Consider the following 24,377-nt stretch of genomic DNA (forward strand, 5'->3'; position numbering starts at 1 on the left):
TTTTAGCAATTTTTCTATATTATCAAGCCAAATATTTAATTTAATTGCGGATTTTGATAAGCATGAATGCTGGAATATCATCGCCAAATCCAAGGAAAGTTTGATTTTTATTTTTCCGAGTACGGTGTCGTTCAGGTGGGTTCTCTTTATTATTGATATTCTCAGTGTAATCTGCTTTGTCATCTTTTAAGGATTTTTTTGCTTGTGCTGTCCCTCCTTTTCGAGGAGTTTTCTTTGATGATCTTGTAGGCTTTGTTTTTAAAACGGAGTCATTGTCTTGGTCATTGGTCATTAAGGTTGATAAATCTCCATTCAACCATTCAATTTTTTCGTTGCTTATTTCTTCAATGGCACTGATATATTTTTGGTCAGCTTTTGTGACAATCGTAAAAGCTTTTCCGCTACGATTTGCACGCCCTGTCCGGCCAATACGATGAATGTAATCTTCAGCATGCGTAGGAACATCATAGTTGAAAACATGACTGACAGCTGGGATGTCGAGCCCACGGGCAGCAACATCAGATGCGACAAGAAGTGTGAGTTTATTGTCTTTAAAATCAGTTAGTGTATTCATACGTGAATACTGATCCATATCTCCGTGAAGTGCACCTACACTAAAGTTATGTCTGACGAGTGACCTAAAAAGTTCAGAAATATCTCTCTTTCGGTTACAGAAAATAATAGCATTTTTAAGTTCATCGCCTTCATTATGGATCAGGTCTCGCAAAACAGCTCTTTTATCCCATGCTTTACTTCCAGATTTAACAAGTCGTTGTGTAATTGTTGTTGCTGTTGAGGATGCTTTTGTCACTTCAACAGATACAGGAGAATGTAAAAATTGCTTTGTCAATTTTGTAATTTCTGGCGCCATTGTTGCTGAAAAAAATAAAGTTTGACGCGTGAAGGGAGTTATTTTACAGATGCGTTCAATATCAGGGATAAACCCCATATCTAACATGCGATCAGCTTCATCAATAACAAGAACTTCAACACCCATTAGAAGTAATTTGCCACGCTCAAAATGATCAAGGAGACGTCCTGGTGTTGCTATAAGAACATCGGCACCCCGCTCAAGTTTACGATCTTGGTGTTCGAAAGAAACACCGCCAATTAAAAGTGCGACATTTAAACGATGATTTATCCCGTATTTATCAAAATTTTCTTTAACTTGGGCTGCAAGCTCTCGTGTTGGTTCTAATATGAGAGTTCGTGGCATTCTTGCTCTTGCACGACCTTTCTCAAGTAATGTGAGCATAGGTAAAACAAAAGAGGCGGTTTTCCCAGTTCCTGTTTGAGCGATTCCTAAAACATCCTTTTTTTGAAGAACATGAGGAATCGTTCTACTCTGAATAGGCGTTGGAGCTGTATATCCCGCTGATTTTACTGCTTTAAGAACCTTTGCGGAAAGACCTAAGTCATCGAAACTGTTTGAAGGTGATATCATTTTTCCTGTCAATTGCTTTGGAATTTTAACCTAGTTATTCGAATTGTTAGCAAGATTAAACATTCTACATCATTAAAGATGGTTAAGGCGCATTTACAAAAAAGTCAACTATAACGACTATATATGTATAATATGCATAATATAAATAATTAATAGCGAAATTGTTCTGATAAAATACGTTCGTCCCATGAATGATTAGAGTCAAAAAGGATTGAAGCTGTTACTTCAGCAGCTGATGCAATGGTAACTGAGCGAACAGATTTAACTTCAACATTATCGGCTGCGGCATTTACAGGGCGTTTATTGGGTTCGAGCATATCAAAGCGCACTGTTACTGTATTGGGAAGCAATGCTCCATGCCAGCGTCGAGGGCGAAAGGGGCTAACGGGGGTAAGTGCCATAAGGGGAGCCATGAGAGGCAAAATTGGTCCGTGTGCTGACAAATTATATGCAGTAGATCCTGCTGGTGTAGCAACGAGGATGCCATCACAGCTTAATTGTTCCATGCGTACGTTACCATCAATGCTGATACGAATTTTAGCTGCTTGATAAGACTGACGAAAAAGAGACACTTCGTTGATTGCGAGTGCCTCAACATAACCTTGATATTCAGATTCTGCAATCATGCGCAGTGGATGGATTTCTTTTTTATGTGCGGCAGCAATGCGGTTTGGCAGATTTTGTTCATGAAACTCATTCATAAGAAAACCTACAGAGCCTTGATTCATGCCATAAATAGGTTTTCCAGTGTCCATAACATTTCGCACTGTTTGTAACATTGTTCCATCACCACCAATTGCAATAACAACATCAGTTTCTTCAAGAGAAGAGTGACCATAAATGGAAATTAATTTATTCATAGCTTTAATGGCTTCTTGAGTTTCAGCGGAAATGAAATGAAAGCGGCTTGGTAATGTAGTCATTAAAAATTATCCTGATATATTTGCAATTTACTTCTAACTTATTTTTTAGAGTTTTGAAATTATAATAAAAGTTGTATAGGATAAGAAGATTGCAGAATTGTATAAACCATAAACGCGTATTTTAAATATTTCTTTTAAATGATAATTCATCATTGAAGCTAAGAGTATGATCAGTTAAAAGACTACAGCTGATTTTGAAGTTAGCTATAAGCACCCGTAGCTCAGCTGGATAGAGCGCTGCCCTCCGAAGGCAGAGGTCACAGATTCGAATTCTGTCGGGTGCACCACTTTATTTTTTAAAATTCACTCAATAATTTTTTTTTGGTTACATGATCCAAAATGCTCAGTTGTCATTAATTTTAAGAAAGTGGATTATCGTAATATTGCGGATTATTGGCTATGTGAGCATAGTTGTTATTTTTAATAAAAATAAAATTAAATACTTACAAAGAAGCAAAAACTTGTTTTTTACAGTTTGATTATCAAGAAAATCTTGAAGTAAGTGGTGGTTATGCAAAGGAAGCCTAAGAGGCAGTTAATTTTTGAAATTTATAAGTAAAGGGCTAGTGCACTAAAAACTAACTAAAGAAGTTTTTACTTTTTGAAATATATATAATTAAAAAGTACCATAGACGTTGAACACCCATCAATTAAAACATTTAAACAGTAACTGTATTAACTTAAGAAGTACAATTATTGCATTAATCTTAGTAATTGGTATTAGTTCGCTAATATGGATACTGCCGTATAATATGGTATTGCAAAAAATTAAAGTATTACCAGCAAAATGATTCTCATTGAAAGCGTGGTACTGCCGCTAACTTTAGAAAATTCAAAAATACGTGTTTTATCAGTAACATTGAGAATTCTGATAGCACTGCTAACTACCGCATTTTGTAGACTTTAGCATTTTTAGATATTCACGTATTCTCTTTATGTTGCAGGATGCTATTTAGGCACCTATTTTTCTTTCGTAGTAGTTCCAAAGTTTCTGTAAGCTTTAATTTGATATAATATTATACCGTCATAGGTTATTTTTTTCTCTGTAAACAATATTGAAGCGTGTATATGCACGATCCTTTTATGTTTAATTTTAGCAGACTGCTTACAGTTTTATATATTTTTACGTCTTCCATACGAACAGCGATAATTCGTAAGACAAGCATTTCTCATAGTCTCAAAGCTCAGCTATTTGCATTTTTTGTAATGAGGTAATCTTTATTTACTGTCATAGTTTTACACTTCATCATCCATTTTAGCTCTGAAGCAAATTTGTTATTGGTGCTCTAATCATAGACTCTGTGAAGAACAGTGTTTTGATCATTGATATTTTTTCTAGCTGCTATTATGCCTTAAGCTGTTTTCTTGAGTGTATGGTACCGATACTTCTTTATGAAAATTATTCAGTAATTTTATTCACTCATTCGTATAAACAAACTATTATACTTACCATAACATATCATTGATTATGATAATATGTACATTTAGTAATTATAAACTAAAATTTCAAATAATTTTATATTAATTAAATTTGAATATTTGATATTAACTTAAAAATTATAATTTTTTGTTAATTTTATATTTTATAATGAATAATTTGTAAATAATGATATCGTATATAATTTTATTTTTTCGATATCTAATTATGTATAATAATAATTATTATAAAATAAATTTTTTTATTTTTGGTATTTAATAAGAAAATTTCATTTAAATTTAGAATCAATTAATTGTATTGAATATTATTTATTTGATATTTTCATTTCTATAATGCGCTAAAAAAGGTAATCATAAAGTATTTATGTTTAGTAAATAAAATAATTTGTAAATTTTATTTACCTAATTGGTTTTAATTCATCATATAAGTGTTATAAAATTATTGTACTCTTTTTTGTTTTATAGAATAAACAAACGACATTCAAAGTATTATACTTTAAATAAATAAGAAAGAAAATTATGACTATTATACTAAATCCAAGTAAGGTAACGCTTAACGAACTTGAGGCTGTTTATTTAAATGGTGAAGTGAGCAAACTTCATAGTGATACGCATTTCGCTATTAAAAAAGGAGCAAAACGCATTGCTGAAATTGCAGCTGGGAGTGAGCCAGTTTACGGCATTAATACTGGTTTTGGCAAATTAGCTTCGATTAAAATTGATACAAACGACGTGACTGTTTTACAAAAAAATCTTATTTTGTCACATTGTTGTGGTGTAGGGAAGCCTTTAGCGGAAAATATTGTGCGTTTAATAATGACCTTAAAGCTTATTTCGCTGGGGCGAGGTGCTTCTGGTGTTCGCTTAGAATTGGTGCATTTATTAGAAAATATGCTTGAAAAAGGGGTTATTCCTGTTATCCCTGAAAAGGGGTCAGTTGGTGCATCAGGTGATCTTGCTCCTCTTGCTCATATGGCTGCTGTTATGATGGGAGAAGGAGAAGCTTTTTTTCAAAATACGCGCATGAGTGGGGCAGCTGCTTTAGAGAAAGCAGGGTTATCTCCTATTGTTTTAGAAGCAAAAGAAGGTTTGGCTCTTATTAATGGTACCCAAACATCGACAGCACTTGCTCTTGCGGGTCTTTTTCGAGGTTATCGGGCATTGTGTGGTGGACTTCTTGCAGGGGCATTGACAACAGATGCTATTATGGGGTCAACAGCGCCGTTCCATCCTGATATCCATATTTTACGTGGTCATTATGGGCAAATTGTTGTATCGCAAACACTAAAACAGCTTGTAGAGGGGTCAGAAATTCGAGATGCACATTTGCGTGGTGATAGTCGTGTGCAAGATCCTTATTGTATACGTTGTCAACCACAGGTTATGGGTGCGTGTTTTGATGTTCTTACAGCAGCAGCAAAAACACTCATTATTGAAGCAAATGCAGTTACAGATAATCCTTTGATTTTAAGTGATGGTGCAGTTGTTTCAGGCGGAAATTTTCATGCTGAGCCTGTTGCATTTGCGGCTGATCAGATTGCTCTTGCTTTATGTGAAATAGGGTCAATTTCTCAAAGACGCATTGCTCTTATGGTTGATCCAGCAATTTCTTATGGACTTCCAGCTTTTTTAGCACAAAACGCGGGTCTTAATTCAGGTTTTATGATTGCTGAAGTAACAGCAGCTGCTTTAATGTCTGAAAATAAACAAATGGCACATCCTGCATCAGTTGATTCAACACCAACTTCAGCAAATCAGGAAGATCATGTTTCAATGGCTTGCCATGGCGCTCGCCGATTATTGGAAATGAGTGAAAACCTTTTTACTATTATTGGTATTGAAACGCTTGTTGCAGCACAAGGAATTGAGTATCGTGCTCCTTTAAAAACAAGCGCTTTATTACAGTCTGTTATGGAGCATTTACGCAAAGATATTGATACTCTTAAGGCAGATCGCTATATGGCCCCAGATCTCCATAAAGGGCATTTGCTTGTGAGTGAAGGACACTTACTATCCGTTTTACCAGAGACAGTTTTTCCACAACTAGAACCAAAATAATATTTATTGTGAAATCAAGTAAAAAGGAGAGATACTTAATTTTGAGGATTCCTCACACAGAATTTTGAGACTCGACGATATATTTGAATATTGTAATGAATATGCCATTGATTGATTGATGGCATATTCATTCTTTTTATGACAGGTTGGCGGATGTTATTATAGTTATGCAGAGAAATTTTTATCACTATGTTGAGCGTTTGATGATACTTGCTCCTAAAAAGTTTTTTTGCTAAATGCAACAGACGTTAAATTTGAGTGCTGTGAGGATATGTGAAAAGTATCCTCAGTTGTAGAAATTAAGAGGACAAAAGGGAGCTATTTTTTTGTTATAGTCAACGTCCATTGCATTCACACCGTTTAAAATGAAGTTATGCGTTTTAACCGCAAAATGATGTTGTTCTATTTTATGAAAATGAAGCAATCAAAACTGTAAGTTTTTCAGATTCATTAGAGGTTTTTCGCACTTCGATTGACTTTGATGTTTATTAATTTATGAATTTTATCTTTATGAAGGGGGGGATCGCGTTTTAAATAAGGCAAAAAATGGTAAAAAATGAACTTAAACGAGGTATGAGTAAGCGCCAAGTTATTTTTTTAGCTCTTGGCTCTGCTATTGGTACGGGTCTTTTTTATGGGTCTGCACAAGCGATTAAGCTTGCGGGTCCGAGTGTTTTAATTGCTTATTGTATCGCTGGTTTAGTTATTTTTATGGTTATGCGAGCTCTTGGTGAGATGGTTATCCATAATCCATTGCCAGGCTCTTTTGCTCGTTATGCTGCAAACTACATATCACCATTGGCTGGTTTTTTAACAGGATGGACATATGTCTTTGAGATGGTTCTTGTTTGTTTGGCCGATATTACAGCTTTTGCAACTTATATGGGATTTTGGTATCCTGATGTTGCCCCTTGGATATGGGCACTTAGTATCACACTGATCATTACTGGTATTAATTTGGCAGCAGTAGAAGTATATGGTGAGCTAGAGTTTTGGCTATCTTTTATTAAGGTCATTGCTATTATTGCTATGATTGTTTTAGGAGTAGCAATTATTTTATTTGGTTGGGGCACAAGTACAGTTTCTTCTGCTGTTAATATTCATAATTTATGGAAAAATGGTGGTATTTTTCCCAATGGCTGGTTTGGTTTTTTAGCTTGTTTTAGTGTTGTTGTCTTTGCTTTTGGTGGCATTGAAATCATTGGGATGGCAGTGATGGAAGTACAAGATCCTCATTATACTATTTCAAAGGCAATTAATTCTACTCCGATTCGTATTTTGCTTTTTTATATCATGACTTTAGCCATTTTAATGTCACTTTATCCTTGGAATGAAATTGGTCTTATGAAAAGTCCTTTTGTTTCAATTTTTGAAAACCTTGGGATTTCATCAGCAGCTAATGTTTTGAACATTGTCGTTGTTACAGCAGCCATTTCGGCGATGAATAGTGGAATGTATGGAGCTGGTCGTATGATACATGGGCTATCGCATGAAGGTTATGCGTTAAAGAAGTTTCAACATTTATCAAAAAACGGTATACCAATTTTTGTTATTTTACTCATCTTGGGCATTTTTCTTTTTGGAGTTTTTCTTAATTATTTATACCACGACCAACTTTTTTTTCTTATTACAGCAATGGCTACTTTTGCAACAGTTTTTGTTTGGATGATGATTTTACTTTCACAAATTTTTATGCGGCTAAAAATGCCTAAGAAAGTACATCGTGATTTAAAATTTCCAATTCCATTATGGCCAATAGGGTCGATTTTTTCTATTTTGTTTATGATTTTTATTTTTGGTTTGTTATGGTTTTTTGATGGTACGCGACCAGTTTTGATTGTAGGTGTCAGTTGGATTTTTTGGCTTGTTATTTGCTTTTATGCACTTAAATTTTTTAATTCGAAACAAGAGAAAAGTGCATCAAAGTATGAGTAAAACTTTATTTGAAAATGAATAGTTGATGATTGCACAATGAAATAACGTTCGCTAACTTTGTTATTTTATTTTGGAGCTATTTGTGCGTTATTGCCTAATAATGGCTGGAAAGTTATGTAAATGGGAACAGTCATCAAATTAATAGGTGATTGTTGACGATTTACAATGTCATGAAATACCATAAATAGAGCTTAATTAAACAATAAGGGTGCGGGAGACTTCAATTTTTTACCAGAAGGAAGGGTGTCGTGAGGGATAATATAAGTTTTTTCAATCTATTGATTAGAAATATTGCTTTATAGAGAAGTGCAATTATAAGAAGTACTATCATTTTCTATTGCAAAAAAATTCAGAGTGAACCAGTTAATTTTTTCATTTTTTTTAAGTCAAAACGTGGAGTCTAAATTTTTTTTGGTAGCTATGTAAAATTATAAAAACTTAAAAATCAATGCAAATGTGCTCATTAATAACTGTTTAATGCAAGCAGATTTTCGCAATAAACTGGAATTTCTGTGAGAATTTTAAAGCTCAAAATCTTTCCATTTATAAGTTTTGTACAACCATTTAAAAAAGTGTTAAAAAGCGTTGAAAATGTCTTTATGATAAGACAAAAAACAAAGTTAAATATTGTTATCCTTAATTTATTGATTCTTCATCTGTGATGAATGATAATCTCTATATCATCTAATCGCTTAACTGCTTTTTAACGATGATTTTGATGCGTTTTGTCAAATGTAAATTTAAAAATCTGTTTTCGCACTTTTACGCCAAGCTTTTAATTATAAAAAATACACGACTAAAATCGATTTACTATCTTTATAAAAAAGAATGGTGGGCGTGACAGGCGCGAATAAAGTTATTAAAATCAATGGGTTATTACAAGGTGAGGGAATTGTATGGTTATTGATTCTATTAATTTTTTTAGCATCCTATCCCTCACTTTTTTGAAGCTTTTTTATCGCTTCTAGAGAAAATTTTTTACAGTCAGCACTCTTAGTGTAAAGAGATGCCATACTGTCATTTGTCCATCCGAAGAGTGCCTTCATTTGTGAAAGTGTTGTACCTGAATTGGCAGCACGTGTTGCCGCTAATTTTCTTAATCCATGTGCTGATTCAAAAAAGCCTGCTTGTGCGTACGTTCGATAAAATTTTTTTATGAGTTATTGTCTTTATTTTGTTTGCAAAGTTGTAAAGATAAACAGAAAATCAACTTGATACTTGTTTCTATTTTTAGCAACGTGCTAATTAGCGTCATATTAGATTCTATATTTATTTACAGAGATTCAAAATGGCGCAATCCTCCTCCTTAAAAATATCTTCTTTTCGATTAAATGAAGATCAAAAAAAAGAATTCCAAAATTATTTAAAAAAAAAAAGAGGTTTACTCGTACCTTCTAATGAAGAAATATTGGAATCGGTGATACAAAAAAATGAAAGTATTATATTTAATTATCTTTCAGATAATAGAATTTCCGACACCATTTGCTTCTTAAGAAGAGAAGCTTATAAAATTCTTTTGGAAAAGGAAGCAATTTTAAATGGTGTTGTTTTTAGAGAAATAGGAAAAAAATTCGGCATTCAAAATTCAAAAATAAAACATTTGGCTGATGCTTTTTTTGAGTTTAATGCTACTGATCAAAATATTTTTTTTGAAAAGTTAATGGAAACGTTTGGCAATTATACTGAGATTATGGGTCCATATCTTTATAGCTTTTGTGTAAGTAATACACAATCGAATCGATCACGAGCTGGAAAAACATTGGAAGATATTGTATATTACTTATATAATCACTTCAAATATTCGTTTGCTTCACAACGTGTAGTGAAGAGTGGAATAAGTGAAATTTTTGGTAAATCTAGTAGTCTCGTTGATTCGATTTTGCCTGGTATTGAAGAATTCAAGCAATGCCACGAAAAGGTTATAATTGGTTCAATAAAAACTACTTTACGAGAGCGTTGGCGGGAGGTTGTGGAAGAAAAGCAGCGATTAGGAGTTAATCGTGTTTACTTATTGACTATTGATGATACTGTGCAAGAAAAAATGGTACAGCAGATATCTGAGATGGATATTGTTTTAGTTGTTTTAAGAGAAATCAAAAATAGAGGTTGTTTCAAGTGTAATCCTTTTATTATTGATTTTGAGACATATTTTTTGGAAACGATTCCAGAGGTTTTTGATTTTTGGAGAAAAAATGCTTAAAATCATCGATTTATTTGCTGGCATTGGAGGGATAAGATTGGGCTTTGAGCAGGCTTTCAGCAAGTCTGGTGTGCAGTGTGTTTTTACATCTGAAATTGATACTCATGCTATACAGACGTATCAAACTAATTTTGGTAATGAATTCATTTATGGTGACATTACACAAATTAACGAATGCGATGTACCAGAACACGATATTTTGCTAGCGGGATTTCCGTGTCAGCCTTTTTCTCAAGCAGGCTTAAAAAAAGGTTTTTCTGATACACGAGGGACTTTATTTTTCGATATAAAAAGAATTTTATCTTATAGGAAACCTCAAGCGTTTTTACTCGAGAACGTTAAGCAATTAAAGGGGCACAATAAAGGACAGACTTTAAATACAATTCTGCATCATCTTAGAGATGTTGGGTATAGTGTGTTTTATGATGTGCTCAGAGCGCGTGATTTTGGTGTTCCTCAAAATCGAGAGCGTATTTATATTGTTGGTTTTTCTGATTCATCTGTAAAATTTAAGTTTCCAGATCCTTTGTTGGTGCAAACGAGAGTAGGAGATATTTTAGAAACTAATGTTTCTGATAAATATACGATTAGCGATAGACTGTGGGATGGACATCAGCGTCGAAAAAAACAAAATAAAATAAATGGCAAAGGTTTTGGTTATAGTTTGATAGACCAAAATTCTTCGCATACTAACACCATATCTGCACGATACTACAAAGATGGCAGTGAAATTTTGATAGCTCAAAGTGACAAAAATCCTCGAAAATTAACACCTAGGGAAGCTGCGAGATTGCAAGGATTTCCAGATAATTTTGCAATACCTGTGTCAGATGTACAAGCATACAAACAGTTTGGTAATAGTGTTTCTGTTCCTGTTATTCGAGCTATAGCTAATGAAATGAAAAAAGTATTGAAAGCAAACATCAAGATTTCTGAAAATTATCAAAATATAAACTCTCATGAACAATTTTCGCGTAGTAAAAAAATTATGCCAAATTTTTTTGCATGTGAAGCGCACCGCAATGGCTTGCTTTGAGATTTATTTATAAGTAAAGTCATAGAAGATTTTTTTTAGTTCTTCTGCAATTTTTTTATCGCTTCGAGAGAAAGTTTTTTACGGTCAGCACTCTTAGTGTAAAGAGATGCCATACTGTCATTTGTCCAGCCAAAAAGTGCTTTTAATTGAGATAAAGTTGCACCTGAATTGGCAGCACGTGTTGCTGCTAATTTTCTTAATCCATGTGCTGACTTTTTTATTCCTGCTGCATTACATGCTTCACGAAATAGATTGCCAAAGCTTTCTTTAGTTAATTTTTTACCTTCTTTACCACAAATGAATGTTTCATCTCCAGTAGGATTAGTTTTAAGGGTTTCTGTGAGTTCAGGTAAAATGGGAAGAAAGACATCTGTTTGAAATTTACTTTTTTCTGTCTTTAGATGAATAATATTATCTTTTACATCTTTCCAGCCAATGCGTACTGCATCACCACGTCTTAAACCTGTATACAGAAGCACATCGATCCAGACACGTTCATGTGTACCGATCGCCCATTTTTGATAATATTGCTCTATATCTTCTTCTGTCCAAGTAGGAAAGCCATCTTTATTTTTTAGGGGAGGTCTCTTTACTCCTACGGTTGGGTTATTTTCTAAAAGACTTTGATCAATTGCCCATTTAAAAAGACCATTGAGTGCTTTCAGAAAGTTTCTAGCCATTGCTGGTGTTTCTTTGCGTCGTTCAACTCCAGCTGTAATATGTGCTTTTTTGATTTCTCTGTATGGAATATTTCCTATGGAGTCGCATACTTTCATCAAGATAAGTTCTTTTTGTTTTTTGGTACCTTTAGCTAGGCTATGCCAATCGACGCTGTTAAAATATTGTTTGAGAAGCCATGCAAATGAACCTTCAATAAGTTTTCCTACTTTAGGTTTAGGAGGGATGATACCTTGCAATTCAGCAAGCGCTCTTTTGTAACTGTCGATAAACTCTTGCGTTCCGTAAGTTCCGTGTACTCTACGTCGTGATCCATGACCGATACGTACATACCATACAATTTTACCATGCTGGGTGATTTGTTTAACGAGATGAGGGGGACGTGGTTTAGGCATGGGAGTTTCACAGCTTAGAGAGAAGAGCTTCGTAATACTCGTCTTTTGACAAGTCTAATAAGCTGTCTGGAGGGGTAGCTGTCTTAGGAACTTCGATTCCAGTTTTAAGATAGATTAACAACTCGCCAGTGGGCTTGATTTCTACAACCTCTGCGCCTTGTTTTTTGGCTTCTCTTAAAGCACGAGCAATCGCTGGTTGGGTTATGGTAGGTTGACGATGAGCCATATCGAGTCTCCTAATTTTAGATGCAATTCACTTGTGACGTGAATCACGCATTTAATGAAAAATTGTTATGAAAGAGGGTGGGGATGCTAGGGAGGAGATAGCACCCCCATAACGTTAAGCAGCCTTAGTCAATATCTGCTGCATGTCTTGTTCTATTTCCTCTAAAAATGCTTCGACTGCTTTATTGATATGTTCGATTTGTTCCTCATCACGGTGTACGCGGCATATTTTGAGACGCAAATGTGATGATTGGTCAGTAAAACGCGGATCATAGCTTACAAAGTCACACCATTTGCGTCCTGTACAAGCCATTTGGAATTGCATTTGTGCGCTATATTCAGGCTTGATTTCATGATCCATAAAGAAACGTATATGGGTTGTTGATTTTGGGCATTTGATTTCAATTAATCCATGCTCTCCAATCAGACCGTCAGGGCTTGCGCCTGCCATTGCAATTGTAGGATGAGGCACAAAGCCGCATTTTGTTACATTGGCATCATAAATGAAGCTATATTCTTCGATTGCATCATCTTCATGCTCAATTCCCCATCGCATATCTTCACTTTCATAATACGGGCTTATTTCTCCTGTTAAGCGTTCTGTGATGAGTTTGATTTTGTAGTCATCATATTTGCTTGTAGGCAGTCCTTTTGCGGTTTTATTGATAACGCTATAAATATTTGATGCGGTGACTTTGCCTAATCGTGCTTGAAACCATTGTGCTGTTCTTTGTTCCATCTCACACCGCCGTTGTCTGTTGTTGAATTTGTTCATATTCGGCATCTTGTATAGACGCGTCTCGTTGTTCTTGCGGTGGTAAGGATTGTTGCGCTTCAATTATTTGCAAGTGTTGTTTTTTCTTCAACCCATCCAAAACCGTTTGTGCTTGTTCATAAGACATATCGGTAAGTTTTGTGACTTTTGCAAAAGTAAGTACTGTTTTTTCCTTTGTTTGAGTTTTCTCCATTAATTCTTGGATTTTTAGAAGCATTTCATTTGAAATCGGTTGGCTGTGGTTTGCGCCATTAATACGTGCAGCTTCGTCCTCTTCATAAATGCCAGAAAACCCAAAAGCATAGCGTGCACATTGTATGGTCGCTTTATGACGCAACATCCGTGCAGGATATTTTTGCCAAGTGTCTGTTTTTTGTTTGCATTCGGATAAATATTCAGTGACCTCGATGGGGTCTTTAATAGCTTTCAAACGTATAGCACATTTGATAGCAACTAAATTACCGTTATTGTCGAGTTGATCTTGGAATGTCATGCCATCAAAGTTTGGATTTAATTTAATGATCTTAATCCATCCGTCAATGGAAACAACGGGTATAATGCCTCCGCCTCTTTTGGGAAGTGCATAGATTTCTTTTGTTAGCGGATTAAGACCGTAACTATTGGCTACAGAAATAAAGGCAGCAAATTCTTCGTCAGAGAAGTTATGATTGATACAAGTTTTGATAATTGTTTGTCGAAATTCGTCATGGGAAAAACCATATTTCTGCGCCATGACTGTTAATGGAGAATTGGTCATTTAATATCCTTCTAATGTATGCTTTGCCTTTTCAGCTCTTGAGAAAGAATGCTGATGCCTTTTGTTGTAATTTTTGTTGAAGGAAGAATTTTCTCTGTTCCATCAGGTCTTTGAATAGTAATGGTTGGGCAATCCATCAGACCTCTCTTGATCTTATCTTGATAAGGCAACAATGGAGAACTTGGAGCACGACGATAAACCCAGTCATGTCCACGCAAGTAATCAATTAAATCCTTTGGTCGCACCTCCAGTACCTTTGCTGCTTCAGTCAGCCCAAACAAACCATCAGAACGTTTTAAACTCTCAAGCGCTTCTGCTTTTGGTTTGAGTTCAGCAATAACACTGTTCTTCTGTTCAATTTTTTCTTGTAGGTGTGTCAAAAAACCAATCATCGCTTCAGGACTCGAGTAGTCAATTTTTGGTGCAGATACTTCCTTTGTACGCCGTTCACATTCGATAAAATACTGTCGTGCCTGTTTGCCTTTTTCGTTGCGTTCTACCATGGCAAGTTCTTTTGCCATATCAAGTGTAAGATGGTAGTTAATTGCAATAACAGTTCTAGATTTTGCGCTTCCCGATTTTGGGAACCGCAAATCTTGTGTTTTTATGAAATCATTTCCTTCTTCAAATTTATATTGATTAATACGATCTGCGATCCAAGTGGCAAAATGTTTCCCCACTTCTAAAAATGCATGCAACTCACGTGCATTGACTGTTTGCATTGTTTCACCATTAATGGTGCTTTTTGTGATAGCTATAGGATTATGCATGATAAACTCTATTATTCATTGTGCAGAATAGCGATAAGCGTTTTCATCGCGGATTTCATGTTTATTGAATTGAAAGGTAGCGCTCTCTAAAACGCCCGTAGGTATACTTTACAGAACGTCACAAGGACGCAGGCGATGCTGTTGCTCATAGGTGCCGTACAGTGCATCTTCATATTCTTGTTTTGCTATTTCATCCCAAAAAGCATCAAAAGCATCGCTCTCTTCTATAAAAGGGTGTCCAGTGCTGTTGAATTGAAGAATACCGTTTTCCTTGATGTATGCTTCTGCAATTTCTTCGCTGATGTCTTCACAGTATTTGGTTGAGTTATCTATACAAATGACTTTGATTACACCTTCTGTACCTTCAAGAACTTTCAAAATATCAAATTCATCATAGAATGGTCCTGATTGAGCAACGTGTTCACCGTTATTGTAGACGACTAACAAGATTTCATCAGAATTCACAAAGATTGGCTTTTCCATAGTTTTACCCCTCCGCTTGTAAGCGATTGCTTGTATGTGATTTATATTTATAACTATAATTATAAAATATCAAGTAAAAAATTATAAAAAATTATAATTTAAAAACTACAGTGACATTTTACTGGGTAGGAAAGGCAAGGAAGTGTACTTTTAATTCAGGTAATAATTAAGGATGATTGCGAATCATTTTGCCGTAAGCACCTTCCGGCAAAATAGCAAATATTTCTCCAATCCATATAATTTTAACGTTTTTAATAGGTAATGCATTCCATGAAAGAAGATCTATTTCTCCATTCATTCCCCTACTAATTTGCTTTATATACCTTTTATTGTCATGTGTTAAAACAACTACTTCTTTACCAAAAAAAGATTCTATTGTTTTGGTTTGGCGCCGTCTAACAATAACCATGTCTCCATTTTTGTAAGCAGGGAGCATGGATTCTCCTCTAACTTCAAAAGCAATCATATCATCAGGGAGAACAAAGGGGATTTCTACTTGTGCAAGACCTTCTTCGGGGATTTGCTCAAAACTTGGATCTATTTGTGTTCCTGCTCCAATATACCCCATGAGAGGCACGAAGGTTGTGAAGTGATTTTCACCTGTTAATTCTCTATATAGTTTTAAAATAGCGTCACGATTAGAACCTCGAGGATCGGAATCTTTTAGCCATTTTGACACTGAAGCTTGTGTTACGTTCAATCGTTTAGCCACATCTTCTTGCGTTAAATTAAATTCGGTTAAAATCTTTTTCAAAAGGTTTATAATATTAGATTTATTACTCATAGTTCTGCTTACCTTATTTTTTTATTATTGATAAAGATGAATTTTGTTGACTTTATATAACTATAATTATAGTAATTATTTGGGTGAAGTTATGATCGGAGCCTTTAAATGAATCAACGAGAAAATTTTAAGAGTCTTATTAAATCAGTACGGATCAAATTTAATTGGACACAATCAGAAATGGCAAAAATGCTTGGTGTAACTCAAGCTGCTGTTTGTAAGTGGGAAAAAAGAGGCTCTATCTCCCTAATAAATTATTTAAAGTTGCAGCAAAAGCTGACTCAATTGCCAGATTGTTCTGGCTCTATGTCTTCTTTAGTTGCTGTCTCTACTGTTAACGATGAGCAACAGCCCAGCTCACACTCTTAAACTGGAGCAAAAACAGAGATGGCAAATAACCAGCACCAGATCACTATAAGCAAAGACCAGATGATTGATCTTGTTAATAAAATTGAACAGAGAGATATGTGTTACAATGCTCATTCGCTTAATGAACCATCTTATCAAGTAAGATCATATTTTCCATCAACAAGTTTTATTCTCTATACGCTGCACAGTATCTTTGAGAATGATGATAGAAGTTATTTTACATTATATCCGTACGATGATTTTAACCAATGGTTTTCATCTGTGTTTACGCAAGCTTTTACTGCTTGGTTTGATAATTATTTTTCTAGAGATTTGTTATCTTTTGATCGCTTAAGTGAGCTGGTCTTTTTTATGGCTATAGTCAAAAATGAGCTTAATAGCATAAGGGATCAGCTCATCGAAAAAAGAAAAAAAGAAATCAAATTCATAAATCATGCATTCAACATGTCTACTAAATGAGTTCATCCACTTTCTTAAAATCCATGAGGTTAGTTTGTATAGTTACAGTCATTGTTGTTTCTGGTTGTAGTGGGGATGTGTGAGTAATGAGTAAAGTAACTCTTTCTTTTATATTTTCTTTGTGTGCAGCTACCGAAATAGAGAGACTTGTGTTTTTGTGGGGATGTATAGAAAAATCAAAATTAATTTCTTGTCCTGTTCGAAAATTTTTTGTTTTTTTCCAAGTGGCGGGGGGTATGGATTCTCTCTTTTGCGTTTTATTAAAAGCAAGAAGAGGAACGACATCAAAAGCACTAATATCTATAGGATCCATATATGGTGATCGGGTTGTTCTAGGGGGTCTTTTAGGCTCGTACCAGTATATTTCATATCCAAGAATAAAGCGAGAATCGTCTTTTAGCTTTATACTTAAAAGCTGGATTGCAGTTTCTGCTTTATTCTCTATCCTCAAGGAAAGTACTTTCCAATTGTCCACTGTTGGGAAATATACTTTTTCTATATATACGACCAGTGGTATACCCAAGTCCTGTACTTTTTTATTATCTAATAAAATTTCAACATGTTTCTGTGATAATTCAGCAAGACTCTTTGTCGATTCAGCCTGCTCTTTAAGAGCTTCTGTTTGTTTCTGGCTTTCTATAAATTGTTTTGTTACCCACTCTCGATCTTCTTTTCTATTTTTTGCAGTTCTTGCTAAATCATCTGCACGGATTTTGGCTGCTGCTTTGCGGTCTTTGCTTCTCACAATAAGTGTTACTACAAACGATACAAGTGTCACTGAAAGCGATACAATAAATGATACAAAACCAGTAAAAAGTGTACCTATCCAATCTTGCATCATGCTTCCCCTCGCTTTTTTAGAATCAGCGAAAGGGTATTTTTTCAAAAACATTTTTGCAAGAGAGCCAGTTTAAGCGCTCCATTATAGCGCACATACGAACACGCAATATTTTTCAGGGGGAATTATGGATTTTACTTTACAAACCATTCTTTGTGTTGATTTAGGCACCAAAACGGGTTGGGCGATTTGTGGTGCAGATAATCACATAATAAGCGGAACAGTTAATTTTCAACCACGCCGTTTTGAAGGTGGTGGGATGCGCTACTTGCGTTTTAAGCAATGGCTTACAGAAATCATGATGGCAGCAAATCACATTGATGCAGTGTATTTTGAAGAGGTGCGTCGTCACGTTGGTACCGATGCTGCTCATGCTTATGGTGGTTTTTTAGCGACCTTAACGGCTTGGTGTGAACACCACCAAATTCCTTATGAAGGTATTCCAGTATGTACGATTAAAAAAGCGACGACAGGGAAGGGGAATGCCTCGAAAGAAGAGATGATTAAGGCGGTGTGTTCTAAAGGGCATGCGCCACAAGATGATAACGAAGCAGATGCTTTAGCAATTTTATATTTAATTAAGGAGAGAAGGGGAAATCACTGATGGCAAATAAACTACCTTGGGTGCGTAATTTTTATCAAGAGTGGATTATGGACTTTGCTGGCACTGACGCAGTAGAGAAAGCTGCTTATAGTACACTCACTGCTCTCATGTATCGAGCCTGTGAACCGATTTATGATGACACTTCTGTTTTAGCACGCGCCGTTGGTTGTTCAGTGCAAGCTTTTAAAAAGTCATTGGAAAAGCTCATACGAAAAAAATTAATCCTTCAATTAGAAAATGGAAATTTATGGAGTGCACAAGTTGAAGAAGAATTAAAAAATTGCAATGATAATTTTAATAAGCTTTCAGAAAAAGCGATAAAAGCTGCAAATACTAGAAGAAATAATAAGCATAAAGACAATTCATCAGGAGATCATGATGATGTCATGATGACTTCATCACGACAACACATTAACAATAACATATATAATAAAAAAACTAATACTATCGTATTAGCAAAAAAAGAAATTGATTTCGAAGATTCAGAAACTGTTCTTCCCCTTCACGAGCCAAATAGCAGTGATGAGCTCAAGACGCTTCCAGTTCAAAACGAAGATGCGAGCAATTGTTCAAAAATCACAGACGCTGTGAAATCATTTCCCACTCACGAGCAAGAGAATATTCCCAAAAAAGTTAAACGATCTAGAGCTGATCAGGGTTGTCGATTGCCAGATGATTTCGAGCCTGATTACGATTGTGCAATTCAGGGAGGTTTGCCTCCAGAGCGCGTTAATCTCGAGATTGCAAAATTTCGAGATTATTGGAATGCCAAGGCAGGGAAAGATGCGACTAAACATGACTGGCCAGCGACATGGCGCAACTGGGTGCGTAGGACTGTCGAGAATTTAGCGAAAGGAAACAACTATGGAAAAGAAACTAGTTACCAAACAGGTCAACAGCGTGGCTGGGGACACCGCGTCGCTGAACACATACGCAATATCAAACATTCTGACAGTGCGTACAAATTTCTCTTCGAGGATGACGCAAGACCCACCATTCCATTGGCTTCTGGGACAAAAGCCATCGATTGCAGAAGCGGAGCAAGTCATTGCCTTGGGTAATGAGGCTTTAAAACAACTCGATAACCAAGCTTCTGAGCAAGAGATCAGTTTAATGTTTGATGTGCTATCTGGTGCTCGTAAAATCTCAACTGCAGCAGATGAAAAGGCTACTGCCCTTGGATATTTTTTTGCACTTGACGGGGTGAGCCAGTGGGGACTTAAGACGACAATAAGAGACGTGATAAAAGGTAAAGCAGAAGGTTTTTCGAAAACGTTTATGCCATCAGCAACAGATTTGTTTCTTTATTGTGAACAGCTTGAAAATGGCGTTCGAAAAGCCGTTCAAAACATATTTCAGTATTTAGAAAGATCGGAGGTTAAGCAAAAACCAAAAGGAGAGGAGCCGATTTCTGCGGCAAAATTTGATGAACTGAGGCGAATGCTTGATTCTTCAGATTCCGCAGAGGCAAAAGCGTATTTTGCCAAAGCACAGCAGGATAACGCAGCTTGAGAGTATCTTAACTTAGCAAATTAGTGCAAAGTGGTGATTATTTGTGCATCAGATCGGCATCGTAATCGACAAAAATGCACCGTACAACGCGATGAAAGATTTTTAAGAGAACAACCATAAAAAATTAAAATCTAAGACCACATTGTACGGTTCAATCCAAGCAAATAAATCCATTAGTAGAAAAGGATTTTAAACATGCGAATTTTAAAACATTTGTTCTTAACAAAACGCAAACAGCCAATACAAAAAAAGTTTATTGCAACAGCTATTGGTCATGCTCCGTGGGGACTTGGTTGTGCCGAGTATTTTTATAATCTGTATGAGCATGAAGATGGCACAAGAGAGTATGAAGAGTTCGATGGTTGCCAATATCATGACATGCCGAATAATGCAGATTTCAGTACCAAAGCGCAAGTAAAAGCATGGGTTTACGGAGGTGCAGTGCCTAGAACTGTTATCAATTATGAACCGCTTATAGATGAGATTAACAAGAATATTGAAAAGAAAATGAAACAGTCAAATGCTGCTTGACAATAATGCTGGAATATGTTCTGTTTCTGGACAGGTGCCTCAAAAACACCTTAAATCGATAGCGGATAGATTGCCGATACAGTCTCTTTTCCGCACATTAAAGGCTTTGACTCGTTGTGTGTCTATGACATATAGTGGTCTTGTCGGGTGTAGTTACGTCATAAAATACTCTTTATGGGAAAAGCGTAACGACGGACTATCGACCGTGTTTTTGAGCACCCGACACTCCTTTAGAGTGTCAATCAAAAACATCTAATCGATAGGAGTTCAATTATGAATATTCTCATAAAAATATCAGAACAAATGGTTAATCAAGAAATTGTTCAAGTAGTAAATGCACGTGAATTGCATGCGTTTTTAGAAGTAGGTAAAAAATTTGCGGACTGGATTACTGAACGTATCAACAAATACAATTTTACTGAAAATCAAGATTTTATTTGCTTCCCTATTTTGGGAAGCAAAGGAAGAGGCGGTCATAATCGCAAGGAATACCACCTTACCTTAGATGTAGCAAAAGAACTTTCCATGATTGAAAACAATAAGAAAGGTAGAGAAGCTCGTTGCTATTTCATTGAGTGCGAGAAAAGGCTAAAAAGCCAACCTGCTGATTGCGATCGTGACACACGATTTGATTTGCCACACTACTGGGATGAAATGAAGCCTGCCGAAAAAGCCTTGTATCTTTTGGGACCAATTCATGCACGTCTTGTTGAGGCTTTTAGATTAGAAGAAGAAAACAAAAGCTATAAAGCCTTAATTGCAGAGGCAAAACGCGTTTTAGAAAATCCTGTTACTAAAGCTGCTTAGTTTTATTTAAAGAAATACAAAATACCTTCCTCGTTTTTAAAACGGGGAAGAAATTAAATTTGATAGCTAGAATCGTATTTATTTTTAGTTTTACAGCTGAAAAAGAAAGTTAAATCACATTACAAATGCACATTACTTAAATAAATCGGAATGATTTCCTGTGCGTTCAAATCGTATTTCATCATCACTAATTTTGTAAATCAGAATCCAATCTGGCTCAATATGTACATCTCGAAAGTTACACCAATTCCCTTTAAGAGGATGATCCTTAAACGGAATGGTGGAGGCTTTCCTTAAATTCCCAAATCATGAAATAGATCGTTTATATCCTTTGCGACATATACATCTTCTCTGTCGTCGCTTTTTTTCAGTGTCTCAATCGTTAATTTATTAGGATTTTTCATTATTTGGCGAAGCGTTACAAGTAGCTCACCTTGATCTCCATCAGCTAGGATTGCATCAAGGGTAGCTACTGCTGTTTCAGGATCATTCTGGAATATTTCAGCCATTGCGTCATCATGATTACGATCTTTCATCTCTATGTTCCTCTTAACCTTAAAAATATCCTTGACTCTTCAAAGAATAGATAGGGGCGCAGTTCAAGCCGCATCCTTAATTGTAATAACTACCTGTTTGCCAAGAATTGTTAGTGCTTGTTCTAGTGTTTGAAGCTTAGTTGGGTAGTTTGGGTCAAGAATGCGTCTTGCTTCTGTTTCTTTTTTGCCCAGACGGTTAGCTAATTCTGTTTTTGTGATATTAGCTTCGTTAAAAGCTTCTATTACCGCTAGCTTAAAGGCATTCCAAGCATCTACCGTTACTGCGACAAGGCCTTGATGTTGCTGTGGTTTAGGTAAAGGCAGACCGCGTATAGGATAGCTCCGTAATGCTAATCCTAAAGCTTCAGCAGCATTTTCTAATGCTTCAGTTCGATTTTCTCCAGCTGTTATTGCTTCTGGTACATCTGGGAAAGTTACTATAAAACCACCGTCTGGATCAGCTTCAAGTTGTGCATAATATGTGTATTCCATGTCATTTTTATCCTTTCTGCTTTGCCTTTTTTATTATTTATTATTTTTTTGTGTCGGCATGCACATGTTTGAAACGAAGAGCAATAAAAGCAATTGGGAGATTCATATTCCCAACTGCTTTTTTATTATTTTCACATAAATGGGAGTTAATTCACCAGATTTTATAACGGTTGTTTTATCTCCAAAAGTTATCAAATAATGTGACCCTTTACCTGCGTCAGGAGCTTCACTGTAATAAATGCCCCTTTTTCTGGCTTCTTTACGCAACTCTCTAAGTAGCGCTTCTCGTTTCATGTATATTCCCCCCCATTACTATATAAAACTAATATCGCACAGAAAAGTTCGATGGTCAATAATAATTCGCACAAAAAAGTTCGTTTGAATTTTTATTTAAAGGATATTTGTTGGGTAGAAATAAGTAGAAGAAATAGTATGAGTCAAAACCGAAAGAAACTGTTTTAAATTTTTTCTAAAAATGCCCTGTTTGCTCTAAAGGTGCGACATGTGTGATTGGATTGTTATGTCGTGCTTGCCATAGATCGTGCTTTTGTTGCAATTTAAGCCAGAATTCTGCGTCATTTAAACCAGCCTTTTCCAATCGTAAAGCTAGGTTGATGCTAATTGCTGCATTACAGTTTAAAACACGTGATAAAGTTAAACGTGCAACACCGAGACGATGTGCAGCTTCTGTTACAGTTAAACCTAATTCATCAAGCAATTCTTCTTTTAAAATGCCACCAGGGTGTGGAGGATTGTACATCATAATAATACCTCAAAAATCAATGATAGTCTTGATAATCAACAAGCTCAACGTCTGTTCCAATGAAACGAAAGGTAACACGCCAATTTGCATTAACACGCATTGACCAATAACCTTTTAAATTGCCAGTAAGTTCATGTAAACGATATGATTTAATTGTCACTTGTTCGGGCGTAGATATTGTATCTAAAATCACCAAAATATTTGCTAATTTTTTAGCGTGTGTAGGCTGTATACCTTTATGATCACCTTTCTCAAAGAATAATTTTAATCCTTTATGTTTAAAGCTAACGATTGCCACATATTCTCCTTTTGATACTTGGCACGATACACGATGAGCTTGTGTCAATCAAGTGTTGGATGATTAGCGTTATAAAACATAATGTTATATGTTAATTATCAATAATATCATATTGAAAATATTGATAAAATAAGCAAATTATGTTATAATAATGTCCGTATAAAACGCAAATTTAATGGACATAAAAATATGGTAAATAAGGTGACGTTAATCGGACGTCTTGGTGCTGATCCAGAAAGCAAAACAATGGATTCTGGAACAGAGGTGGTCAATTTTAGGATGGCAACTTCAGAGAGCTATAGAGATAAAAACACCAATCAGAAAATAGAGAAAACAGAATGGCATTCAATCGTTGTCTTTAATCCTCACATTGCAAAGATTGCTCTGCAATATCTCAAAAAAGGGAGCAAGGTATATATCGAAGGGCGATTACAGACACGTAAATGGCAAGATAAAAAAGGTATCGATCGCTATACTACAGAAGTTGTGTTGCCACAGTTTAAAAGTGAATTGTATTTGCTTGATGCAAAGAAAGATAGTGATGCCTCTGATACTACTGTTTCACACTCTACCAATGTAGTGCCGACACAAAATCACACAACCATATCTGCTTATAACGACATTCCATTTTGATTGAGAAAATATGGCAAAAAGAAGAAAACATAAAAAACGTGGACGCCCACGGATTGAAGGATGTATGAGAGAGAAAAATGGACGGATTTCACGTGCAAAAACACCACGTGAGCCTGCTAATCAATTGACTATAGAGATGCGTGCTAAGCACTTTGGCTTGACCATAGAAGAGGCAAAGAACCCACTTTCTGGCACTTATATCGGGCGACTTTGTTTGCTTGGATATAAACAGAATGCAGCAGGCATTAGTCAAGACCAGTATGATGTTGCACAAAAATATCTTGAAGTGAGAAACAATTATTTGTGTGCAAAAGCATTGCCTAGTGCAATTTATGATGAAATGCCTACAACTTCTGATGATGATGCAAGAAAAAAATGGGTCGAAATGGCAACACAACAATTTTTGACTATGCAAGAGGCTATTCAAGAAGCGCAATATTTATATCGCCAACATAATTTTTATGCAGCGCTACAATATCTTGTTGTAGAAGATCAATCATTGTCATATCTCGTTAATTCATTGCGTATTATTCTCAATGCGCTTCATAAACACTTTTCACAAAAACGCGTAAAGGTATAAACTTAAAGCAATATTTTGATTTATTGTGCATCATTTTTAGCGCATTTCATTTGTG

The 24,377-nt window shown here is 35.6% G+C and carries 29 protein-coding genes, 1 tRNA gene and 1 pseudogene; 14 read left to right on the forward strand and 17 right to left on the reverse strand.

Features of this window, described 5'->3' with window-relative positions; genetic code table 11:
* Nucleotides 1-40: 40 nt before the first annotated feature.
* Together V5N67_RS04875 and V5N67_RS04880 are read right to left on the reverse strand one after the other, a co-directional pair.
* Nucleotides 41-1,444, reverse strand: coding sequence for a DEAD/DEAH box helicase (locus V5N67_RS04875; protein WP_332060777.1), 1,404 nt, complete (start codon nt 1,442-1,444; stop codon nt 41-43).
* A 149-nt stretch (nt 1,445-1,593) separates the two neighbouring features.
* Complete coding sequence (locus V5N67_RS04880) at nt 1,594-2,367, reverse strand: NAD kinase (RefSeq protein ID WP_332060778.1); 774 nt, start codon at nt 2,365-2,367, stop codon at nt 1,594-1,596.
* A gap of 210 nt (nt 2,368-2,577) precedes the next feature.
* Between V5N67_RS04880 and V5N67_RS04885 the strand changes: the two genes are divergently transcribed.
* The 3 genes from V5N67_RS04885 to V5N67_RS04895 all read left to right on the forward strand — a co-directional run bounded on the left by V5N67_RS04885 (nt 2,578) and on the right by V5N67_RS04895 (nt 7,797).
* Nucleotides 2,578-2,654: transfer RNA gene (locus V5N67_RS04885), tRNA-Arg, on the forward strand.
* Between the two features lie 1,669 nt (nt 2,655-4,323).
* Complete coding sequence (gene hutH, locus V5N67_RS04890) at nt 4,324-5,862, forward strand: histidine ammonia-lyase (protein WP_332060779.1); 1,539 nt, start codon at nt 4,324-4,326, stop codon at nt 5,860-5,862.
* 546 nt (nt 5,863-6,408) lie between these two features.
* Nucleotides 6,409-7,797: an amino acid permease gene (locus V5N67_RS04895; protein ID WP_332060780.1), complete on the forward strand. Its 1,389-nt coding sequence runs from the start codon at nt 6,409-6,411 to the stop codon at nt 7,795-7,797.
* A gap of 929 nt (nt 7,798-8,726) precedes the next feature.
* Here V5N67_RS04895 and V5N67_RS04900 read toward each other — a convergent pair.
* Nucleotides 8,727-8,924, reverse strand: a pseudogene (locus tag V5N67_RS04900) (tyrosine-type recombinase/integrase); the annotation flags it as partial.
* A 161-nt stretch (nt 8,925-9,085) separates the two neighbouring features.
* On the opposite strand from V5N67_RS04900, the gene V5N67_RS04905 reads away from it, so the two are divergent.
* Together V5N67_RS04905 and V5N67_RS04910 are read left to right on the forward strand one after the other, a co-directional pair.
* Nucleotides 9,086-9,997: a type II restriction endonuclease gene (locus V5N67_RS04905; RefSeq protein ID WP_332060781.1), complete on the forward strand. Its 912-nt coding sequence runs from the start codon at nt 9,086-9,088 to the stop codon at nt 9,995-9,997.
* Nucleotides 9,990-11,033, forward strand: a complete 1,044-nt coding sequence (locus tag V5N67_RS04910; RefSeq protein ID WP_332060782.1) for a DNA cytosine methyltransferase — start codon at nt 9,990-9,992, stop codon at nt 11,031-11,033. The genes V5N67_RS04905 and V5N67_RS04910 overlap by 8 nt, the downstream gene beginning before the upstream one ends.
* A gap of 35 nt (nt 11,034-11,068) precedes the next feature.
* Here V5N67_RS04910 and V5N67_RS04915 read toward each other — a convergent pair whose 3' ends face one another.
* The 7 genes from V5N67_RS04915 to V5N67_RS04945 all read right to left on the reverse strand — a co-directional run bounded on the left by V5N67_RS04915 (nt 11,069) and on the right by V5N67_RS04945 (nt 15,900).
* Nucleotides 11,069-12,106 carry a tyrosine-type recombinase/integrase gene (locus tag V5N67_RS04915; protein WP_332060783.1) on the reverse strand — a complete coding sequence of 346 codons (1,038 nt, stop codon included), beginning with the start codon at nt 12,104-12,106 and terminating at the stop codon, nt 11,069-11,071.
* A gap of 7 nt (nt 12,107-12,113) precedes the next feature.
* Nucleotides 12,114-12,332 carry a hypothetical protein gene (locus V5N67_RS04920; protein ID WP_332060784.1) on the reverse strand — a complete coding sequence of 73 codons (219 nt, stop codon included), beginning with the start codon at nt 12,330-12,332 and terminating at the stop codon, nt 12,114-12,116.
* 114 nt (nt 12,333-12,446) lie between these two features.
* Nucleotides 12,447-13,070, reverse strand: a complete 624-nt coding sequence (locus V5N67_RS04925) for a lambda exonuclease family protein (protein ID WP_332060785.1) — start codon at nt 13,068-13,070, stop codon at nt 12,447-12,449.
* A 1-nt stretch (nt 13,071) separates the two neighbouring features.
* Entirely contained in the window at nt 13,072-13,863 is a 792-nt protein-coding gene (bet, locus tag V5N67_RS04930; RefSeq protein WP_332060786.1) for a phage recombination protein Bet, read from the reverse strand.
* 11 nt (nt 13,864-13,874) lie between these two features.
* Complete coding sequence (locus V5N67_RS04935) at nt 13,875-14,633, reverse strand: antA/AntB antirepressor family protein (protein WP_332060787.1); 759 nt, start codon at nt 14,631-14,633, stop codon at nt 13,875-13,877.
* A gap of 108 nt (nt 14,634-14,741) precedes the next feature.
* Nucleotides 14,742-15,116: a hypothetical protein gene (locus tag V5N67_RS04940; protein ID WP_332060788.1), complete on the reverse strand. Its 375-nt coding sequence runs from the start codon at nt 15,114-15,116 to the stop codon at nt 14,742-14,744.
* Between the two features lie 166 nt (nt 15,117-15,282).
* Nucleotides 15,283-15,900, reverse strand: a complete 618-nt coding sequence (locus V5N67_RS04945; RefSeq protein WP_332060789.1) for a LexA family transcriptional regulator — start codon at nt 15,898-15,900, stop codon at nt 15,283-15,285.
* Nucleotides 15,901-16,008: 108 nt separating this feature from the next.
* Here V5N67_RS04945 and V5N67_RS04950 point away from each other — a divergent pair, with 108 nt between their 5' ends.
* Nucleotides 16,009-16,269: a helix-turn-helix transcriptional regulator gene (locus tag V5N67_RS04950; protein WP_332060790.1), complete on the forward strand. Its 261-nt coding sequence runs from the start codon at nt 16,009-16,011 to the stop codon at nt 16,267-16,269.
* A gap of 60 nt (nt 16,270-16,329) precedes the next feature.
* Complete coding sequence (locus V5N67_RS04955; RefSeq protein ID WP_332060791.1) at nt 16,330-16,728, forward strand: hypothetical protein; 399 nt, start codon at nt 16,330-16,332, stop codon at nt 16,726-16,728.
* Here the strand turns inward: V5N67_RS04955 and V5N67_RS04960 are convergent.
* On the reverse strand, nt 16,721-17,569 hold the full coding sequence (locus V5N67_RS04960) for a hypothetical protein (protein WP_332060792.1): 849 nt from the start codon (nt 17,567-17,569) through the stop codon (nt 16,721-16,723). The two genes, V5N67_RS04955 and V5N67_RS04960, sit on opposite strands and share 8 nt — an antisense overlap.
* A 124-nt stretch (nt 17,570-17,693) precedes the next feature.
* Here V5N67_RS04960 and V5N67_RS04965 point away from each other — a divergent pair, with 124 nt between their 5' ends.
* The 5 genes from V5N67_RS04965 to V5N67_RS04985 all read left to right on the forward strand — a co-directional run bounded on the left by V5N67_RS04965 (nt 17,694) and on the right by V5N67_RS04985 (nt 21,020).
* Nucleotides 17,694-18,170 (forward strand): crossover junction endodeoxyribonuclease RuvC, encoded by a 477-nt coding sequence (locus V5N67_RS04965; RefSeq protein WP_332060793.1) that lies wholly within the window; start codon nt 17,694-17,696, stop codon nt 18,168-18,170.
* Nucleotides 18,170-19,231 carry a DUF1376 domain-containing protein gene (locus V5N67_RS04970; RefSeq protein WP_332060794.1) on the forward strand — a complete coding sequence of 354 codons (1,062 nt, stop codon included), beginning with the start codon at nt 18,170-18,172 and terminating at the stop codon, nt 19,229-19,231. Before V5N67_RS04965 ends, V5N67_RS04970 begins: the two co-directional genes overlap by 1 nt.
* A gap of 52 nt (nt 19,232-19,283) precedes the next feature.
* On the forward strand, nt 19,284-19,682 hold the full coding sequence (locus V5N67_RS04975) for a hypothetical protein (RefSeq protein WP_332060795.1): 399 nt from the start codon (nt 19,284-19,286) through the stop codon (nt 19,680-19,682).
* 195 nt (nt 19,683-19,877) lie between these two features.
* The gene (locus V5N67_RS04980; protein WP_332060796.1) at nt 19,878-20,213 is read left to right on the forward strand and encodes a hypothetical protein; all 336 of its coding nucleotides are present in this window, start codon (nt 19,878-19,880) and stop codon (nt 20,211-20,213) included.
* A 273-nt stretch (nt 20,214-20,486) separates the two neighbouring features.
* Nucleotides 20,487-21,020, forward strand: a complete 534-nt coding sequence (locus V5N67_RS04985) for an antA/AntB antirepressor family protein (RefSeq protein ID WP_332060797.1) — start codon at nt 20,487-20,489, stop codon at nt 21,018-21,020.
* Nucleotides 21,021-21,152: 132 nt separating this feature from the next.
* Here the strand turns inward: V5N67_RS04985 and V5N67_RS04990 are convergent, their stop codons facing one another.
* From V5N67_RS04990 to V5N67_RS05015, 6 genes are all read right to left on the reverse strand, one after another.
* Entirely contained in the window at nt 21,153-21,299 is a 147-nt protein-coding gene (locus tag V5N67_RS04990; protein ID WP_332060847.1) for a type II toxin-antitoxin system YafQ family toxin, read from the reverse strand.
* Nucleotides 21,300-21,313: 14 nt separating this feature from the next.
* On the reverse strand, nt 21,314-21,556 hold the full coding sequence (locus tag V5N67_RS04995) for a hypothetical protein (RefSeq protein WP_332060798.1): 243 nt from the start codon (nt 21,554-21,556) through the stop codon (nt 21,314-21,316).
* A gap of 63 nt (nt 21,557-21,619) precedes the next feature.
* Entirely contained in the window at nt 21,620-22,048 is a 429-nt protein-coding gene (locus tag V5N67_RS05000) for a type II toxin-antitoxin system HicB family antitoxin (RefSeq protein WP_332060799.1), read from the reverse strand.
* Nucleotides 22,049-22,150: 102 nt separating this feature from the next.
* Nucleotides 22,151-22,342 (reverse strand): hypothetical protein, encoded by a 192-nt coding sequence (locus tag V5N67_RS05005; protein ID WP_332060800.1) that lies wholly within the window; start codon nt 22,340-22,342, stop codon nt 22,151-22,153.
* 175 nt (nt 22,343-22,517) lie between these two features.
* Nucleotides 22,518-22,811: a HigA family addiction module antitoxin gene (locus V5N67_RS05010; RefSeq protein ID WP_332060801.1), complete on the reverse strand. Its 294-nt coding sequence runs from the start codon at nt 22,809-22,811 to the stop codon at nt 22,518-22,520.
* 16 nt (nt 22,812-22,827) lie between these two features.
* Nucleotides 22,828-23,109: a type II toxin-antitoxin system RelE/ParE family toxin gene (locus V5N67_RS05015; protein WP_332060802.1), complete on the reverse strand. Its 282-nt coding sequence runs from the start codon at nt 23,107-23,109 to the stop codon at nt 22,828-22,830.
* 189 nt (nt 23,110-23,298) lie between these two features.
* Between V5N67_RS05015 and ssb the strand changes: the two genes are divergently transcribed.
* Both ssb and V5N67_RS05025 read left to right on the forward strand, forming a co-directional pair.
* Entirely contained in the window at nt 23,299-23,742 is a 444-nt protein-coding gene (gene ssb / locus V5N67_RS05020) for a single-stranded DNA-binding protein (protein ID WP_332060803.1), read from the forward strand.
* Nucleotides 23,743-23,752: 10 nt separating this feature from the next.
* Complete coding sequence (locus V5N67_RS05025) at nt 23,753-24,322, forward strand: hypothetical protein (RefSeq protein ID WP_332060804.1); 570 nt, start codon at nt 23,753-23,755, stop codon at nt 24,320-24,322.
* Nucleotides 24,323-24,377: the final 55 nt, after the last annotated feature.

Source organism: Bartonella rhinolophi, from assembly GCF_036576165.1.
Classification (GTDB): domain Bacteria; phylum Pseudomonadota; class Alphaproteobacteria; order Rhizobiales; family Rhizobiaceae; genus Bartonella.